Genomic DNA, 17,227 nt, shown 5'->3' with positions numbered 1-17,227 from the left:
AGACGATGATGATTGAATGGATTATCCGGCGGTCAGTGGCTAATCGTTTCCTGGTTATGATGGGGGCGCTGTTTCTCAGCGTCTGGGGGACATGGACCATCATCAACACCCCGGTTGATGCCTTGCCCGATCTGTCTGACGTTCAGGTGATTATCAAAACCAGCTATCCCGGCCAGGCCCCGCAGATTGTTGAAAACCAGGTGACCTATCCACTCACCACCACCATGCTGTCGGTTCCCGGCGCGAAGACCGTGCGCGGCTTTTCGCAGTTTGGTGATTCGTATGTCTATGTCATTTTTGAAGATGGCACTGATTTGTACTGGGCCCGTTCGCGCGTGCTGGAGTACCTGAACCAGGTTCAGGGCAAACTCCCTGCTGGCGTGAGTTCCGAGATCGGCCCGGATGCCACCGGCGTGGGCTGGATATTTGAATATGCGCTGGTGGATCGCAGCGGAAAACACGATCTCGCCGAGCTGCGCTCATTGCAGGACTGGTTCCTGAAGTTTGAGCTGAAAACGATCCCGAACGTGGCCGAGGTGGCCTCCGTCGGCGGTGTGGTCAAGCAGTATCAGATTCAGGTTGATCCGTTAAAGCTGGCACAGTATGGCGTTAGCCTGCCGGAGGTTAAGCAGGCCCTTGAGTCGTCTAATCAGGAAGCAGGGGGATCGTCCGTAGAAATCGCGGAAGCGGAATATATGGTTCGGGCCAGCGGCTATCTGCAGACCATCGATGATTTCAATCACATCGTCCTGAAAACCGGCGAGAACGGCGTACCGATCTATCTGCGTGACGTTGCCCGCGTACAAACAGGGCCGGAAATGCGCCGCGGTATTGCCGAGCTGAACGGGCAGGGGGAAGTGGCGGGCGGCGTGGTGATCCTGCGTTCGGGTAAAAACGCGCGCGAGGTCATCACGGCGGTGAAAGATAAGCTGGAGACGCTGAAGGCCAGCCTGCCGGAAGGCGTTGAGATTGTGACCACCTACGATCGCAGCCAGCTCATCGACCGGGCCATTGATAACCTGAGCGGCAAGCTTCTCGAAGAGTTTATCGTGGTGGCCATCGTCTGTGCACTGTTCCTCTGGCACATTCGCTCAGCGCTGGTGGCGATTATCTCTCTGCCGCTTGGCCTGTGTATTGCCTTCATCGTTATGCATTTCCAGGGGCTGAACGCCAATATTATGTCGCTCGGAGGCATTGCCATTGCCGTCGGCGCAATGGTGGATGCCGCCATCGTGATGATTGAAAATGCGCATAAACGGCTGGAAGAGTGGGATCACCAGCATCCGGGGGAACAGATTGACAACGCCACCCGTTGGCAGGTGATCACCAGTGCCTCCGTTGAGGTGGGGCCAGCCCTGTTTATCAGCCTGCTGATCATCACCTTGTCGTTCATTCCCATCTTTACCCTCGAGGGTCAGGAAGGGCGGCTGTTTGGTCCACTGGCCTTCACGAAAACGTACGCCATGGCGGGGGCGGCCGCGCTGGCCATCATCGTGATCCCCATTCTGATGGGATTCTGGATCCGGGGTAAAATCCCTGCCGAGACCCGTAACCCGCTGAACAGACTGTTGATTAACGCCTATCATCCGCTTCTGATTCGGGTGCTCCACTGGCCTAAAACAACCCTGCTGGTTGCGACATTATCCATCTTCACGGTGATCTGGCCCCTGAGCCAGGTGGGTGGCGAGTTTTTACCGAAGATCAACGAAGGCGATCTGCTGTATATGCCCTCGACATTGCCAGGCGTGTCTCCGGCAGAAGCGGCGGCGCTCCTGCAGACCACGGACAAACTCATCAAAACCGTGCCTGAGGTAGCATCGGTGTTTGGTAAAACCGGTAAAGCCGAAACGGCCACGGATTCCGCGCCGCTCGAAATGGTCGAAACCACCATTCAGCTTAAGCCTGAGGATCAGTGGCGACCCGGCATGACGATTGACAAGATCGTTGACGAGCTCGATAAGACCGTTCGTTTGCCTGGCCTGGCGAATCTCTGGGTTCCGCCCATCCGCAACCGCATCGATATGCTTTCAACCGGGATTAAAAGCCCCATTGGTATCAAGGTTTCAGGTACCGTTCTGGCTGATATCGACGCCACGGCGCAGCGCATAGAGGCCGTCGCCAAAACGGTGCCAGGCGTGGTGTCTGCCCTCGCTGAACGTCTGGAAGGCGGGCGCTACATCGATGTTGATATCAACCGGGAGAAAGCCTCCCGCTACGGAATGACGGTGGGCGACGTGCAGCTGTTCGTCTCCTCGGCCATCGGCGGCGCGACGGTGGGGGAAACGGTGGAAGGCGTGGCCCGCTACCCGATTAATATTCGTTATCCTCAGGACTACCGGAACAGCCCGAACGCGTTGAGGCAGATGCCGATCCTGACGCCGATTAAACAGCAGATCACGCTGGGTGATGTGGCGGATATCAACGTGGTTTCCGGCCCCACGATGCTAAAAACGGAGAATGCCCGACCTGCAAGCTGGATTTATATCGATGCCCGCGGCAGGGATATGGTGTCCGTAGTGAACGACATTAAAACGGCCATCAGCCAGAACGTGAAGCTGAGGCCGGGTACCAGCGTGTCATTCTCCGGACAGTTTGAACTGCTTGAACACGCCAACAAGAAACTGAAGCTGATGGTACCGATGACGGTGATGATCATTTTCATTCTGCTCTATCTGGCGTTCAGTCGCGTGGATGAAGCGTTGCTGATCCTGATGAGCCTGCCGTTCGCGCTGGTCGGCGGGATATGGTTCCTCTACTGGCAGGGTTTTCATATGTCAGTTGCAACCGGCACCGGGTTTATCGCCCTGGCCGGGGTGGCGGCAGAATTTGGGGTGGTCATGCTGATGTATTTGCGTCATGCCGTTGAAGAACATCCGGCGTTGTCCCGCCAGGAAACGTTCACTGAACGAGGGCTTGATGAGGCGCTCTATCATGGTGCCGTGTTGCGCGTGCGGCCAAAGGCTATGACCGTCGCGGTGATCATCGCGGGTCTGCTGCCCATTCTCTGGGGGACCGGCGCAGGGTCAGAAGTTATGAGCCGGATAGCGGCCCCCATGATCGGCGGGATGATTACAGCACCGCTGCTATCGCTGTTTATTATTCCTGCGGCGTATAAGTTAATTTGGTTGCGCAGACATAAAAAGCCATAAAAAAACCCGCCGGTAGCGGCGGGTTTTTACGGGATGAATGCTTAGCGCGCCTTGCTGATCAGTTTGCGCCAGGCTCTGTTATGCAGAGTAAATAGCAGCATCTTATAAAAAGCGGTAGAGAGGATACAGCTGCCGCTAAGCCCCAGCATGACAGTACTCACCATCGCAGCGGTCAGACTGACGCCCGGAGCAGCGCTACCGCTCAGCGCGGCCAGCAGATAGGCTGCCGTTAATACCAGACTCATCACCGCCAGCGTAAGATGTAACCGCACGGCGCGCATGCTGCCTTTGCCAATCATAAACATCGTCACGCCGTTGATGCTTGCGAACAGGAGGGCGATCAGCACAACCCACACGAATACGCGTTCGGCTGGCTGGCCGAGTGCGGCGAGTACGCCATAGCCCAACCACAGCTGAGGAATCGCGAAGCTGACAATTACCCCGAGAGTGCTGATTGCCGCCGGAATACCCATGGTGTGTAGACCCACAGGTTTGCCCATTTCTTCAGCCAACTGAGTCTTTAGCTGTTGCAGCTGTGTCGGGGAGGTATTGCTTATGCTGGTAGCCACCTCGTTACAGTGTTGCAGGCGACGGGATGCTCTTCTAATTATTTGAATAATCAAAGTTTTGCCCCTCTCACTCCTTGAGTCCTGGATCAGGGTAGGGATTAAGCCCCTGGAGTGACAGAAATGTCACTCGCCAGTCATGCGATAAACAGCGGCCGGTTTTTATAATTCATTATAAAGAAGGCCACCAACTGTTGAGCACTTTAATTTCGGAGATACAACCATGAAAAAGTTCCTTTTATCTGTTATTGCCATCCTGGCGGTTTCTGCATCCAGCTGGGCTGCAGAGACAAACAACAACGAACAGGCAGCAATGTCTCATGACATGATGCAAAACAACACAGAAGCTGCACACCAGAGCATGGCTGACATGCATAAGGAGATGATCAAAAACGGTCCATGCAGTACTAACGAAACTGCGACGTCGTTTTCTGCGGTGAATGAACACGAGAAAGCGGCGATTGCACACGAGACGGCGAATAACGGCCAGTCTTCGGCTAGCCATCAGCAGCAGGCTGAACAGCATCGTCGCCAGATGACTGAGAATTAATCGGCTGCGAAGCCTCTCAGTGATTATTGACGTTACTCATACGCTCCTTAAAAAAAGGGGCGTTTGTTAGTGGGAAGGCCGGGTTATCACGTAGAGAATGGTTATTGGCATATCGTATTTAACTATTCTGGGTTTGAGGAATATACATAATTTACGACAGCACCAGAAACAGTATAACAAACTGTTTTAAATGCATATTAATCTAATGGCGATTCAAACTCACAGTTATGAACTCAGTTTTGGTTCATAACTGTGTTAAACGCTGTCCATAAATCACTCGATGTCACGCCTGTTGGTTCATGAACTGTTCGTTCTAATTTTGTGATGTGCGTCAGGTTTTAGTGTTCAGTAATATTACCTTTTACTCGATGATCGATTGTTTAGCACCTCTCCGACAACCGGAGCAGCAGTAAATGCGTTTGGCCAGCCAGCGTAGAACGCGGCCTGGGTAACGATCTCACCAGCTTCCTCAACAGAAAGTCCATTATCCATTGCTCTATTGAGGTGATAGCCAATCTGCGCGCTCTGTCCGGATGCGATTAACGCGCTGACCGTAATCATACTTCTGTCGCGGGGTTTCAGCGCGGGTCTTTGCCAGAGATCCAGGAACAGTGGATCTGTAGTGAATTTAACCAGGCCCGGAGATATTGGGCCAACATTTTTCTCCACTGTCTCTGAACGCTGCTTTTCTGCTTCCTGATTGAGAGGAAGCAGGTCCGGAGAAGCTTCAGGAAGTACATCTGCCGTGACGCCACGAGTTTCAAATACTGTTTTGGTCACGCTGACGGCTGACATGGCATTTGACCAACCTGAGTAGAACGCCAGATGGGTAATGATTTCTGACAACTCCGCTGGCGTAACGCCATTATCAAGGGCAATGTCTATATAGTGCTTAAGGTCGCCAGGCTGGTTTCTGGCAATTAGCATGGCGACGGTCACCATACTACGATCCCTGGGCGAGAGGGCATCGCGTGTCCACAGATCTTCAGTAATCGCTTCTCGACCAAAGCGCGCAAGAGCCGGTGAGACGGAACGAATATCAGCTTCCGAAATTGTTGAAGGTTCAATTTTCATCATCGCTTTACCTTTTGTTTCCTCAGCAGTAGCAAAATCAGAAATAACAAGCGACATGGCCGCCGCTGCAATTACGCTTTTCATGTTAATCCTCACTGGTCAACGGTGCGGATCCTGTTTGATTCCGCCTTTGTTACGAAGAAATACCGGTTTTACCGGGATAGCGTCCTTACTGGTGCTCATATGCGCCGTTTGCCTGAGATAGTCACGGAAGTGTGGCGTTTGTCGGTGCAGTTGATACGCTTCCTCACTGGCGTAAATCTCATAGAAATACCAGCGGTTCGGAGTCTGTGAATCTGTAGCGGCATACATCGCTAATACGCCTTTCTCTACTTTGAGCGATTCCGCCATTTCGGGCAGGACGATGTTTTTAAACTCGGTCTGAAATTCAGGCTTTACCTCGACGATCACCAGATTATTAATGGTTCGCTCATCCGGTATGATGTGTTTGTCCCCCAGAAATTGGGGCTCCAGGGTGATTTTATTTTTCCGATCGATAATGTCAGGTGCCCGGGCAGCGAATGCCTTATATGGTTCGGCATTCAGATGTTTGCGGTAAGCACTTTCGTTTTCATAAAGTTCGACCATGAATGCCTGACGTGGATTGTCGCTGCGGTGCAGGGCGTACATCGCCAGCGTACCTGCTTCATGATCAACCGAAGCGGAAATCGTCTGTCTGGCTACGTCTGCAAAATCTTTGTCCCGATCGTGCCTGACGCCGAGCTCAAAGATATTCATCACTCGCTTATCCGGCGCGTCCAGTTTTGTTGCAAAGACAGGGCTGCTTATGAGCATACAAATTAAAAGCATAAGGGGCTTTTTCACGATGATCCTTTTACTGAAATTACTGTTTGCTACCGCGTCCAGACCTGATTAACGTCTTTCGTTTGCGGCGTGTTTTGCGCCATGATCCCCGTCAGAACGTGCGGCTGGTAGGTTTCTTCCAGAAACCGGATTTCCTCCGGGCTCAGTTGAAGATTTACGGCGTTTACCGCGCCATCGACGTGATCTTTTTTTGTGGCCCCTACGACAGGTGACGTGACTTTTGTCAGCAGCCAGGCGAGTGAGATTTCCGTCATGGACACCTGATGTCGTTCAGCAAGCTCGGCGACGCGCTCGATAATGCTCCGATCCTGTTCAGCCGTGCTGTCATATTTTCCGCGGGCATAGGCATCCTCGGAGGCTCGCCGCGTGTGGCCTTCTTTCCGGGAGAGACGACCGCTGGCCAGCGCGCTATAGGGGGTCATGGCGATATCATCTTCAGCGCACAGACCGAAGAGCTCTCGTTCATCTTCACGCATAATCAGGTTGTAGTGGCTTTGCATGGAAACAAAGGCCGTCAGCCCTTCGCGTTCGGCAAGGGCGTTCGCTTTCGCAAGCTGCCAGGCATAGCAATTGGAAATACCAATAGCGCGCACTTTGCCCTCAGTAACGGCGGCATGAAGCGCTTCAAGCACCTCAATAACTGGCGTGTTGTAATCCCAGATGTGGTAAATGTAGAGGTCGATGTAGTCCATCCCCAGATTCTGCAGGCTCTGGTCGAGTGATCGGGCTATTGCCTCTTTTCCGCCGATCCCGGCTGCAATTTGCGCGGCGGTTCGTGGCAGAAACTTGGTGGCCAGCACCACGTCCTCGCGTTTTGCCATCTCCCGCAGCGCCCGGCCAACGTATCGCTCGCTGGAGCCGTTCTGATAGGCGATGCCGGTATCGTAAAAATTGATACCCTTTTCGAGACCGTAGCGGATGATGTCCCGGCTTGCTGTTTCGTCCAGCGTCCAGCGATGCTGGCCCGTTAACGGGTCGCCAAATCCCATACATCCCATACAGATGCGGGAGACCAGTAAGTCACTTTTACCGAGCCGGGTATACTGCATCGTTATTCTCCCTCTGGATTATTCACGACGGAATTGAGCAGCTCGACAAGCCTTGAAGCGTGTTCCCGGGCAAGCGTTTTTTGCTGCGCGATTTTGTCGGCATCCCGGTCGGCATAGCTGATACCGCAGGTATAAACCGGCGCCAGCAGCTCAAGATTGCACAGCCTTGCCGTGGTCTCGAATGGAATAAGATACTCTTCTATGGCATGGCCAAAGAAACCGTCAGCGGTATAGAGCACCTGCGGCGCCCCTGTAGTGAAGGAGAGGATCAGCTTTTTACCGCCCAGTTTCGCCGTTGAGCCATGCGCGAAGCCGTGGACAAAGACCTCGTCCAGCCATTGTTTCATTAACCCGGGCAGCCCATACCATGAAAAAGGAAACTGCCAGACAATCACATCGGCCCTGAGCAGGCTTTCCTGCTCCGCAGCGATATTGAATTTGCCGTCCGGATAGAGCCAGTCCAGACGACGAATTTCAGCCTCGGGAAGGGCGGTCGCCACTTCATCAAGGATCGTGGCATTGGCGACGGAATGGGTAAGCTCAGGATGGCCTGAAACAATAAGGATATTTTTCATTTCAATGAGTTAAATATATTTGATGAATGTTTAACCCAGTATAGAGTGACACCATTATTTTTTTTAGAGCAGTAAAGACTCATTCACTTTTAGACAAAAACTAATAATGGTCGACTGTTCTCATTGTACCGGTCATCACGAACCCGTGAACTACGCCGTGATGCCCAGTAAACGTTCTGCATTGCGAAATGCGATGGCCTCTTTTTCAGCCTTGTTGACGGGCAGACTGTCGATAAAGGTTTTTACACCGTCCAGGGTCTGATAGGGATAATCGACGGAGAACAGGATCCTTTCTGCCCCCATTAACGCGTAGATAAACTGGAAGTGCGGCAGCGACAGCATACCTGACGGGGTAACGTAAACGTGCTCCTGGAAGGTTCTCGTTAGCGTGCGTGACAGACCCGTTGCAGCCAGTGGAAGGCTGTCATCAAGACGCTGCAGCCAGAAGGGCAGCATCTCCCCCCAGTGGCCACTGATTACCTGCAAGTGGGGATATTTATCAAATACGCCCGATAACATCAGCCGTAACAAATGGATCCCGGCTTCGTGATGCCAGCCCCAGCCAAACATAGAGAGCCGGGCGTTGACCTCTGCGCTGAAGCCCGTGAAGTAGGCCTGTTGCACGCTGTTAAACGGTAATCCGGGATGAAGATAGAGTGGCACATTCAGTTTATTAAAGCGGGAAAGCAGGGAGTCATAGTCAGGATTATCGAGAAAGCATGAAGAGGGTCGGCCATTCAGAAGTGCCCCCTTAAACCCTAGTTCTTCAACTGCGCGGACAAGCTCTTTTTCAGCCTCTTCCGGCTGTGCCCAGGGAAGAGTGGCAAATGCCGCGAAGCGATCCGGATGATTTCTTACCGCCCCGGCAAGGCGGTCGTTTGCCGCCGTATTTAATGTTACCGCTTCATCCTTAGGTGCCAGCTGGGGGAATCCGCCCACAGAAAGGATCTGAAGGGTAATTCCAGCCTCATCCATATCCCTGAGGCGGCGGCTTCCCAAATCAGCGCCTTTCGCGTTTATCAGCGCATTCTTTTCTATCTGCGGCCGGCTTCGGTCAGGATTATGACCATCAGCGACGGTTTTCCCCCAGTCGCCAAGGAAAGGCGCCTGCTCAAGCGCAACAGGCATACACGCTCGGCCTAACTCGCTGTCGAGATAATGTTCTTCAAGGCAAATGATTTTCATATTCTCACCCTTCATACAAAGCAGTAAAAGTGATACAGATTAGGATCGCCCGGAACTGTCCATACGTGAATGTGATTCATGACAGTCTGTCTCGGATGGGGTTTACACCATCGGTTTTTCCCAGGCGCCTCGTGTATCCACTCTGGTCTCTGCGGCGAGTTGTTCCAGCATGATGATTTCCTCATCGCGTAACTGGATGTCTGAAGCGCAGGCGGCGTCCAGAACGTGATGGACTTTAGTCGCACCAACGAGGGGAAGGGTACCTTTTGCAATAGCCCATGCGATGGCTATCTGTGCAACGCTGGCATTCCTTTCGGCTCCCATTTTTTTCATGGCGGCGGTCAATCTTTCTATCTGCGGCAGTACCGCGTTATAACTTTCGGCCCGGCCACTCCCGGCAGGCATGGGATGATTTGAATCATAACGACCACTGAGCGCGCCTTGCTCCAGGACCATGTAAGCAAAGAACGTGATGATATTTTGTCGGCAATAATCAAGGATTCCGGCCTCTTCAGAAGCGCGATAGAGCAGGCTGTAGTGATTTTGTACTGCACTGAGGGAATAACCGGAAGCGTTAAGGATTTCGTTGGCGCGTCTGATTTGTGCCAGATTATGGTTGGAAACTCCTACGCGTTTTACCTTACCGCTTTGTAAAAGTGGGATTAGTCCTGGCGTCCATTTCTCAACGTCGAGGGGATTATGGATCCAGTAGATATCAATCGCGTCCACGCCCAGGCGTCCGAGGCTGGCCTCAAGCATATCGCTGACAGGCTGCGCTGACTGTTCGTTCGCAATCTGCGGCGTGAATTTGGTGGATAAAGTCATATCCTCGCGGGGGAACTGACGGACTAATGCTCCCAGCGCTGCCTCGGAACTCCCCATGCCATATACTGCTGCGGTATCCCAGAGATTGAGGCCCTTACTCATGGCCGTGGTGAACACGTCTGCCATCTGAGTATCAGAAAGATGATTGCCGAAGACGGAGTCGCCACCGGCGAAACCTGTGCCCCAGGACCATGTGCCCAGCGCGACGGGAGGTAGTGTTTTCATATTCAGCTCCTGTAAAAAGGCCGGAACGTTGCTGACGGAAACCGGCCAAAGAGGGTGAGTAACGGTGAAAAAGAGATGAATGGATTAAGCTGACTGACGGAGGGCATTTAACAGCGCCACACCGACACCGTGCGCTGAAGCGGGATTCTGCCCCGTGATAAGGCGACCGTCGGTAACCACGTTTTCAGACCAGTTCGGGGCTTCATGATGAAGCGCGCCATGCTCGCGAAGTGCAGTCTCAAGCAGGAAGGGAACCACATCTGTAGTGTGAACTTCTTCCTCTTCCTTGTTGGTAAAGGCCGCCACGTTTTTGCCATTCACCAGGTATTCGCCGCTACTGAGCTTTGCGTCAACCAGTGCCGCAGGTCCGTGGCAGACGGCTGAGACAATGCCATCACTTTCATATACTTCGCGGATAATACGCTGGGCATCCTGGCTGTCGCGGAAATCCCACATGGTTCCATGGCCGCCTGCAAAGAAAACGGCGCTGTAATCGGTACCGTTTAGCTCGGATAACGCTGGTGTTGTTGCCAGGCGCTGCTGAAAATCGGTTTCGTTCCAGTACCAGGCGTTGACAGGATCACTGAGGTCAAATCCATCCACCGGCGGCTGTCCCCCGCGAATGCTGGCGATCATCGTTTTTAGTCCGGCATCTTCCAGTACTTTCAGCGGATGGGTCAGCTCGGCCAGGAAAAAACCGGTTGGTACACCGGATGCGCCTTTAATCGGATGGCTGGAAACGACACACAGCACGGGTTTATCTGCAGGTTTCATATCGGGCCTCACTCTTTATTTTTAAATTCAGCGGCAAAGAGATTTTCCCAGTTAATAAAGGAGCCAAGCGGAATGCACTCAAAGCTTAATAAGCCAGCTTTTGCCAGCGGGAATTCGGCCATTACGTTCATCGCTTCATCGACAGAGTCACATTCAAGAAAAATAGCGACGCCAGGTCTGTCCTGACGGAAGTAGATGTCGCGGATGAAGCCGGATTTATACAATCCCCAGGCGTGCAGCGCTTCAGCGTTAAGGTGTGGAGCATATTTTTCCAGCGATGCTCCAGGTGCGGGGATATCCAGACATAAAATTCGCATCATAGTCTCCTGAACTCAGGTCGTTGTAGAAAGAGATAAAAGTATAAGAGGCGAATTTCACGAAGATTAGAGGAGCATTGACTTAAGCATCTTTAGACTGTACTTAATAATCAGGCGGAGATTGCTTTAGGAAAACATTATGAATAACGCCCTGTATAACCAGATACGGATCTTTCAGAGCATTGCACGTGAGGGCAATATTTCGGCAGCCGCAAGAAAACTGGAAATTACGCCTCCCTCCGTCAGCAATGCGCTTAAGCTGCTGGAAGATCATATTGGCCATCCGCTTTTTGTGCGTACGACCCGCCGTATTGAGCTGACGGAAACGGGGCAGCTGTTGCTGGAACAGACCGCTGCGGCGGTGGAGTCGCTGGAACATTCGCTTGAAAGCATTCGCGACCAGAATCAGGAGCCCTCTGGTATCGTGCGAATCACGCTCTCGCGTTTTGCCTATCTGTTAATTCTTAAGCCTGCAATAGCGAAATTCTGTCAGCAATATCCGGGTATACAGCTTGAAATTTCGGTTTACGACGGTACCGTGAATGTTATCGAAGAGCGTTTTGATCTTGGGATCCGTTTTGGCGATATCCTCGAAGGTGGGGTGGTGGCGCGGCCGTTAATGAAACCCTTTCGTGAAGGGTTATATGCATCCTCAGCTTATATCAGCGAGCATGGAATGCCCGAGGTGCCGGCTGACCTCAGTCAACACAAGCTAATTGGCTACCGTTTTATTACTAACAACCGCATCCTTCCGTTGATTCTGAACGATCGCGGAGAGCAGTTGACGGTTGAGATGCCCGGGCAGTTAATCAGCAACGATATTGACGTTATGGCAGACGGGATCCGTAACGGCCTGGGAATCGGACGTTTGTTTGAACCCATCTTGCAGTTACAGCCGGACAGGGAGCGCTTTATACCCGTGATGGAGAGCTACTGGAAAACCTACCCGCCAGTGTATCTCTATTACCCCAAAAACGCGGGTAAAACGAAAAGAGTGAAGGCCCTAATTGATTTTCTGATATCCGCTACGGGACGATAACGCCTCGTTCAGTATGGAGGCGCTATTTCACAACCCTAGCGGTCGGGCCTCCTGTATGAACTCAATCAGAAGGCGAAGCCCGGTCGGTAGTTGCCGGCGGCTTGAATAATAGATATGAAAACCTTCCTCCAGCGGGGACCACTCCGTAAGCACCAGGCGGAGCCGTCCATCCTTCACATAGGATGCAACAAGAGGCTCCGGAAAATACATCAGGCCGGCTCCGCCTAATACGGCCACAAGGCCCGTTTCAGCCTGATTGACCGTCACAGAGCCAGGCACACTGATTTGGTACGTTTCGCCGTCTCGCTCAAGTTCCCAGCGATAAATCCGATCGTCGCCGAGACGATTGCTTATACAGCGATGGTGTAATAAATCATCAGGATGTTCAGGCGTTCCGTAGCGTTCAAGGTAGTCGGGGGATGCTGCGATAACCCAGCGAATATCGGCAGATAAACGCCGGGCAACCATGTCTTCCGGGACGGTGCCACCATAGCGGATACCGGCATCGAAGCCCGCATCAGTGACGTCAACCATACGGTTGCTGGCCACAATATCGATTTCAATATCGGGATAGCGATCCATAAACGCGGGCATAACTGGCGCAAGCAAAAGATTGGCCGCTTCAACGGCAGCATTGATGCGGATACGTCCGGTAGGGGTATTACGATACCGGTTAAGCGATTCAAGCGCGCCTTCTATCTTGTCGAAAGGCTGAAGGACAGACTGAACCAGTTCTTCACCTGCAGCCGTAGGTGTAACGCTCTTCGTCGTGCGATTAAGGAGGCGAACACCGAGCCGGGTTTCCAGCCCCTTCAGGGCATGACTAAGCGCTGATGCACTCACACCTAATTCAATCGCCGCACGGCTGAAACTGCGATGACGTGCAATAGCCATGAAATAAATGAGATCGGCGACATCCGCTCTGCTTATTTGCATACAGAATCGTTTTCCTTGTGCGTTAAGGCCCGAATGTATTGATACGGAAATGATATACACCATAGACCGATTAGCGCTAATCCGTTGCTGAATTTATTTCACAAGTCCATCCACTCATCGCCTCTCACTGAACACGTTGTGCTTCGTTATTCTTGAAAATTATGCGCTCTGGCCGTCGGTCAGGGCGGAATATTCACCTAACGGAGCCGTGTATGAACTATACGCATCTTGGCCGCACCGGCCTGAAAGTCAGCCGCCTTTGTCTCGGAACCATGAATTTTGGTGACGTCACCGACGAGAAAACCAGCGCCCGCATTCTGGATGAAGCGCTTGAGGCAGGTATAAATTTCATTGATACAGCAGACGTGTATGGCACCGAACAATCACCCGATATCCAGCAAGGCTCGGGGCTGTCCGAAGAGATTATTGGTCGCTGGATCCAGCAGGGTGGACGCCGTGACCGTATCTGGCCATTTCTCTCAGCGCTTTTCCTGTGATCTCTTCAGAACTTCCGCCCGAGTAGATATTTGCGGTATCAAAAAAATTAATGCCAGCTTCAAGCGCCTGACGAATGAGCGGACGTGACGCTTTTTCATCCAGGGACCAGGGTTGAGGCAAACGTTCGGGGTCACCATAGCTCATACAACCGAGACAAAGACGGGAGACTTTCAAACCGCTACGACCCAGATTCACATACTTCATTCGGTGTTCCTTCTTTTATTACCAGCAATTCTGTATGCGACAGGTTATTGCACTGGTATGAAGGGGACCAGCATGTGCTATCGAATGGTGCTGTGAGTTTTTCTCACAAATGGTTTGTTATCGACGGTGGATTTTATCGAGAAGGGAGGACACCAACGTACTAATTTCTGGAGCTGCATGAGAGCACCATGGAGAATAGACCTATAAATGCAATTTAACATAATATACATTATGCGCACCAAAGTATGGTTCCTCAAAATCTGGATTTATTCGGTCGTGATTGTCCTGGCCCATTCAGAGCTCGTGCAGTCGCCTTTTCACGCGTTCATGCTGTCATGATACCCACACAACCCAACCTCTACGTTTACACATGGTTGAAAGACGTTTGATATACTTCAGCCTTTGACCACTGCTGCCGTAAACTTATGGAAATTGAATTAGATAAAAGTGTCAGAGAAAGGATTTTCCACGCGGTCATTTTTGAAGTGACGGCCAACGTTATTATCGCGCTGTCGCTTGCCTGGCTGATGAACGTGTCGGTGCTCCAGTCAGGCTCGCTGTCCGTGATATCCGCGTTAACCGCAACGGCCTGGAATTTTGTGTTTAACAAACTCTTTGACTCTCTTCAGAAAAAATACCGATTTGAAAGAACATTTCTGGTCCGCGCGCTCCATGCGGCCTGTTTTGAAGTTGGCCTTATCATCACGTTAATTCCTGTGGCAATGGTGATGCTGAATTTAACGGTGACGGAGGCTTTTTTTGTAGAGATCGGTCTTGTACTGTTTTTCCTGCCGTACACGATGCTGTTTAACTGGCTCTACGACTACCTGCGCTGGACATTTGTTGGGCGGAAACGGTCTGCTCTGTAGCGAGACATCTGTCACATAGGCACGCCCTTGATCATATTCGACTCCTCTCACCTTCTATACTCTTCATTTCCCTATCTCTTTTGAGGAGTCGATAATGTTTGACCATGTTAAATTCGGCGTCAGTGATTATGAAAAAAGTAAAACCTTCTTCCTTGAGGCGCTTCGCCCGCTTGGTGTGGAACTCATTGATGAAGGCGCGCCAGATTACGGTGTTGAAATGAGCGCTGGCGACGTTTCACTTTGCCTTTTCCAGACAAATGATAAACCTGCGCCTCTGCATCTGGCGTTTGTGGCTACTACGCGTCAGCAGGTTGATGATTTTTACCACGCCGCGCTGCGCGTTGGCGGACGTGATAACGGCGGGCCGGGATTACGACCGTACGGTGAAAATTATTATGCCGCTTTTGTCATCTCACCTGATGGTCATAACATCGAGGCCGTGTGCCATGCACCGGAGAACCGGTAGCACAACGCCTTTGTCAAAATGCTCATGCGACTTTGTGCACGATATTGCACGAAGTGTTGTATTTCAGGCCGGTAATGGCGTAAGGTATCCTCTGTAAATGTGCAGTTTCATGCAATAACGCTGACAGAGGTATTAATGACACAACAGTTGATTTTAATTGCCGGTCCCTATCGCAGCGGAACCGATGGTGTTCAGGCGCGAATTGACGAGAATCTGGCGCGTCTCGAAAACGCAGCATTAGCCGTTTACCAGCGTGGCCACATCCCGGTCATTGGTGAATGGCTTGCTTTGCCGCTGGCAAAAGCCGCAGGCTCAAAAACGGTAGGTGATGAAATCAGCGAAGCGATGCTGTACCCCGTTGCTCACCGGCTCATCGCAAAATGCGATGCGATTTATCGTATTGCCGGTGCGTCTAAAGGTGCCGATATGGACATTGAGGTAGCCAGAAAATATGGTCTCAGCGTGTATACCGCGCTTGAGAACATTCCAGAAGCGTAAGCCTGGACGCCAGCCAGCCTGACGTTAAAGGCTGGCTGTCAGAGGCGGTCACGATCTGAGGTCAGCACGACGGATACCCCCTTTTCCGATACCGCGCGGATCCACGCCTTATCCGTACCGTCTTCAACGACGATGGTATTCACTGAAGATACATCGCCAATCACAAACGACGACGCGGTGTTGATCTTTTCCGGAGACGCCAGAACGACCGTTTCCGCGGCTCTGCCGGAAAATGCACGTTTGATGCATGCCTCTTCGAAATCACCGGTTGTCAGCCCCGCATCGGGATGAATACCGGTCACTCCCATAAAGAACAGGTCTGCATGTATATTCTCTATGCCTTCGATGGCCGCAGCACCGACCGCAACAATCGAGTGTTTATACAAGCGTCCACCGATTAAAATCACCTCAATGGAGGGATGATCAACGAGCCCCAGAGCAATACTTGGGCTGTGCGTCACCACGGTGATGCGCAAGTCAGGAGGGAAAAATGTAATCAGCTCCGAGGTAGTCGTGCCACCGTCGACAATCACCACCTGGCCTGATGAAATCAGCTGTGCTCCTTTCCGGGCCACCCGTTTTTTCGCATCCATCTTCACGGATTGCCGTTCTGCAAACGGAGCTATAGCGGAAGATGACGGCAGCGCGCCGCCATGAACACGCTGCAAACGCCCTTCTGCTGCCAGCTCGCGCAGATCGCGCCGGATGGTATCTTCAGAGACGTCAAAGAGAATGCTGAGCGCTTTTGACTGGACCTGGCCTTCGGCACCCAGCTTTTCAAGGATCAATTGTTTTCGCTGACTGGTGAGCATCATGAATTCCTGATGTTGCATGTTTTATCTTGAACATGCATGATATTGCTGTTTATGATCATTACTCTACGTAAGGAGGAACAATCGTGCAATCAAAACGTGCAGATGTGCGCATCATCGACAGTGAAACCCTTTCTGACAACTGGTACACCCTTAAAAAATATACCTTTGACCTCCAGCGGCGTGATGGCGAATGGCAACGGCAGCATCGGGAAGTCTATGACCGTGGCAACGGCGCGACGATTCTTCTCTATAACCGTGAGAAAAAGACGGTGATCCTGACGCGTCAGTTCCGCTTCCCTGTCTTTATCAACGGTCACCAGGACGATTTAATTGAAGCTGCCGCGGGATTGCTGGACAACATGGATCCCGAAAGCCGCATAAAAGCAGAAGCGGAAGAAGAGACCGGCTTTCACGTTTCGCGCGTGCAGAAAATCTGTGAAGCCTATATGAGCCCAGGCTCCGTCACGGAAAAACTCTATTTTTATCTTGCAGAGTACCAGCCAGATGACAGAACCGGCGCAGGCGGTGGGATCAAGGCTGAGGGGGAAGATATCGATGTGCTGGAAATGACGCTTGAAGAGGCTTTACGCAGCATTGAAACGGGCAAGATTGTCGACGGTAAGACCATCATGCTGCTTTATCATGTTGCCCTGAAAGGTATTCTGTAACCTACTGGTTTACATCCTGATTTGAAGGCGCATGAAATCGGTACGCTTGTGCGCTACCCGGATGAAAAGCGGAAAACCTCCTAAATTTTGCAGCCTACTATATTTAGTGAACGATTTCGA

18 protein-coding genes and 2 pseudogenes are annotated in these 17,227 nt (G+C 51.9%); 8 read left to right on the top strand and 12 right to left on the bottom strand.

Features of this window, described 5'->3' with window-relative positions; all coding sequences use genetic code 11:
- Positions 1 to 8 precede the first annotated feature (8 nt).
- Positions 9 to 3,149, top strand: a complete 3,141-nt coding sequence (silA, locus tag ACMGGQ_RS09710) for a Cu(+)/Ag(+) efflux RND transporter permease subunit SilA (protein WP_420289934.1) — start codon at positions 9 to 11, stop codon at positions 3,147 to 3,149.
- A 41-nt stretch (positions 3,150 to 3,190) separates the two neighbouring features.
- Here silA and ACMGGQ_RS09705 read toward each other — a convergent pair whose 3' ends face one another.
- On the bottom strand, positions 3,191 to 3,637 hold the full coding sequence (locus ACMGGQ_RS09705) for a hypothetical protein (RefSeq protein ID WP_229225883.1): 447 nt from the start codon (positions 3,635 to 3,637) through the stop codon (positions 3,191 to 3,193).
- A gap of 301 nt (positions 3,638 to 3,938) precedes the next feature.
- Here ACMGGQ_RS09705 and ACMGGQ_RS09700 point away from each other — a divergent pair, with 301 nt between their 5' ends.
- Positions 3,939 to 4,265, top strand: coding sequence for a Silver-binding protein (locus tag ACMGGQ_RS09700; protein ID WP_229225882.1), 327 nt, complete (start codon positions 3,939 to 3,941; stop codon positions 4,263 to 4,265).
- 354 nt (positions 4,266 to 4,619) lie between these two features.
- Here ACMGGQ_RS09700 and ACMGGQ_RS09695 read toward each other — a convergent pair whose 3' ends face one another.
- From ACMGGQ_RS09695 to ACMGGQ_RS09660, 8 genes are all read right to left on the bottom strand, one after another.
- The gene (locus ACMGGQ_RS09695; RefSeq protein ID WP_420289933.1) at positions 4,620 to 5,423 is read right to left on the bottom strand and encodes a carboxymuconolactone decarboxylase family protein; all 804 of its coding nucleotides are present in this window, start codon (positions 5,421 to 5,423) and stop codon (positions 4,620 to 4,622) included.
- Positions 5,424 to 5,438: 15 nt separating this feature from the next.
- A complete protein-coding gene (locus tag ACMGGQ_RS09690) occupies positions 5,439 to 6,134 on the bottom strand; it encodes a putative quinol monooxygenase (RefSeq protein WP_252077522.1) in 696 nt (231 codons plus the stop codon).
- Between the two features lie 59 nt (positions 6,135 to 6,193).
- Positions 6,194 to 7,213, bottom strand: coding sequence for an aldo/keto reductase (locus tag ACMGGQ_RS09685; protein ID WP_420289932.1), 1,020 nt, complete (start codon positions 7,211 to 7,213; stop codon positions 6,194 to 6,196).
- A 2-nt stretch (positions 7,214 to 7,215) separates the two neighbouring features.
- The gene (locus ACMGGQ_RS09680) at positions 7,216 to 7,788 is read right to left on the bottom strand and encodes an NAD(P)H-dependent oxidoreductase (protein ID WP_420289931.1); all 573 of its coding nucleotides are present in this window, start codon (positions 7,786 to 7,788) and stop codon (positions 7,216 to 7,218) included.
- Positions 7,789 to 7,938: 150 nt separating this feature from the next.
- Positions 7,939 to 8,973: an amidohydrolase family protein gene (locus ACMGGQ_RS09675; RefSeq protein WP_196364563.1), complete on the bottom strand. Its 1,035-nt coding sequence runs from the start codon at positions 8,971 to 8,973 to the stop codon at positions 7,939 to 7,941.
- 102 nt (positions 8,974 to 9,075) lie between these two features.
- Positions 9,076 to 10,023, bottom strand: coding sequence for an aldo/keto reductase (locus ACMGGQ_RS09670; protein WP_262780709.1), 948 nt, complete (start codon positions 10,021 to 10,023; stop codon positions 9,076 to 9,078).
- Between the two features lie 84 nt (positions 10,024 to 10,107).
- Positions 10,108 to 10,797 (bottom strand): type 1 glutamine amidotransferase domain-containing protein, encoded by a 690-nt coding sequence (locus ACMGGQ_RS09665; protein ID WP_063621635.1) that lies wholly within the window; start codon positions 10,795 to 10,797, stop codon positions 10,108 to 10,110.
- Positions 10,798 to 10,805: 8 nt separating this feature from the next.
- Positions 10,806 to 11,114, bottom strand: a complete 309-nt coding sequence (locus ACMGGQ_RS09660) for a hypothetical protein (protein WP_014831950.1) — start codon at positions 11,112 to 11,114, stop codon at positions 10,806 to 10,808.
- A gap of 139 nt (positions 11,115 to 11,253) precedes the next feature.
- Here ACMGGQ_RS09660 and ACMGGQ_RS09655 point away from each other — a divergent pair, with 139 nt between their 5' ends.
- Entirely contained in the window at positions 11,254 to 12,153 is a 900-nt protein-coding gene (locus ACMGGQ_RS09655) for a LysR family transcriptional regulator (protein WP_196352252.1), read from the top strand.
- A gap of 27 nt (positions 12,154 to 12,180) precedes the next feature.
- Here the strand turns inward: ACMGGQ_RS09655 and ACMGGQ_RS09650 are convergent, their stop codons facing one another.
- Positions 12,181 to 13,089, bottom strand: a complete 909-nt coding sequence (locus tag ACMGGQ_RS09650; protein ID WP_045910561.1) for a LysR family transcriptional regulator — start codon at positions 13,087 to 13,089, stop codon at positions 12,181 to 12,183.
- A 212-nt stretch (positions 13,090 to 13,301) separates the two neighbouring features.
- On the opposite strand from ACMGGQ_RS09650, the pseudogene ACMGGQ_RS09645 reads away from it, so the two are divergent.
- Positions 13,302 to 13,556, top strand: a pseudogene (locus tag ACMGGQ_RS09645) (aldo/keto reductase); the annotation flags it as partial.
- Here the strand turns inward: ACMGGQ_RS09645 and ACMGGQ_RS09640 are convergent.
- Positions 13,555 to 13,791 (bottom strand): annotated as a pseudogene (locus tag ACMGGQ_RS09640) (aldo/keto reductase); the annotation flags it as partial. The pseudogenes ACMGGQ_RS09645 and ACMGGQ_RS09640 overlap by 2 nt on opposite strands.
- Positions 13,792 to 14,216: 425 nt before the next feature.
- On the opposite strand from ACMGGQ_RS09640, the gene ACMGGQ_RS09635 reads away from it, so the two are divergent.
- From ACMGGQ_RS09635 to ACMGGQ_RS09625, 3 genes are all read left to right on the top strand, one after another.
- Positions 14,217 to 14,660, top strand: a complete 444-nt coding sequence (locus tag ACMGGQ_RS09635) for a PACE efflux transporter (RefSeq protein ID WP_048030454.1) — start codon at positions 14,217 to 14,219, stop codon at positions 14,658 to 14,660.
- 94 nt (positions 14,661 to 14,754) lie between these two features.
- Positions 14,755 to 15,126, top strand: a complete 372-nt coding sequence (locus ACMGGQ_RS09630) for a VOC family protein (RefSeq protein ID WP_045910557.1) — start codon at positions 14,755 to 14,757, stop codon at positions 15,124 to 15,126.
- A gap of 135 nt (positions 15,127 to 15,261) precedes the next feature.
- A complete protein-coding gene (locus ACMGGQ_RS09625; protein WP_048223225.1) occupies positions 15,262 to 15,624 on the top strand; it encodes a DUF4406 domain-containing protein in 363 nt (120 codons plus the stop codon).
- A gap of 38 nt (positions 15,625 to 15,662) precedes the next feature.
- On the opposite strand, the gene ACMGGQ_RS09620 is transcribed toward ACMGGQ_RS09625, so the two are convergent.
- Positions 15,663 to 16,436, bottom strand: a complete 774-nt coding sequence (locus tag ACMGGQ_RS09620) for a DeoR/GlpR family DNA-binding transcription regulator (protein ID WP_048030458.1) — start codon at positions 16,434 to 16,436, stop codon at positions 15,663 to 15,665.
- 86 nt (positions 16,437 to 16,522) lie between these two features.
- On the opposite strand from ACMGGQ_RS09620, the gene ACMGGQ_RS09615 reads away from it, so the two are divergent.
- Positions 16,523 to 17,107 (top strand): GDP-mannose pyrophosphatase, encoded by a 585-nt coding sequence (locus ACMGGQ_RS09615; protein WP_420289930.1) that lies wholly within the window; start codon positions 16,523 to 16,525, stop codon positions 17,105 to 17,107.
- Positions 17,108 to 17,227: the final 120 nt, after the last annotated feature.

Origin of the sequence: Enterobacter sp. BNK-13, from assembly GCF_048685015.1 — a bacterium.
Classification (GTDB): domain Bacteria; phylum Pseudomonadota; class Gammaproteobacteria; order Enterobacterales; family Enterobacteriaceae; genus Enterobacter; species Enterobacter quasiroggenkampii.
This window is presented reverse-complemented; position numbering and strand designations above follow the sequence as displayed.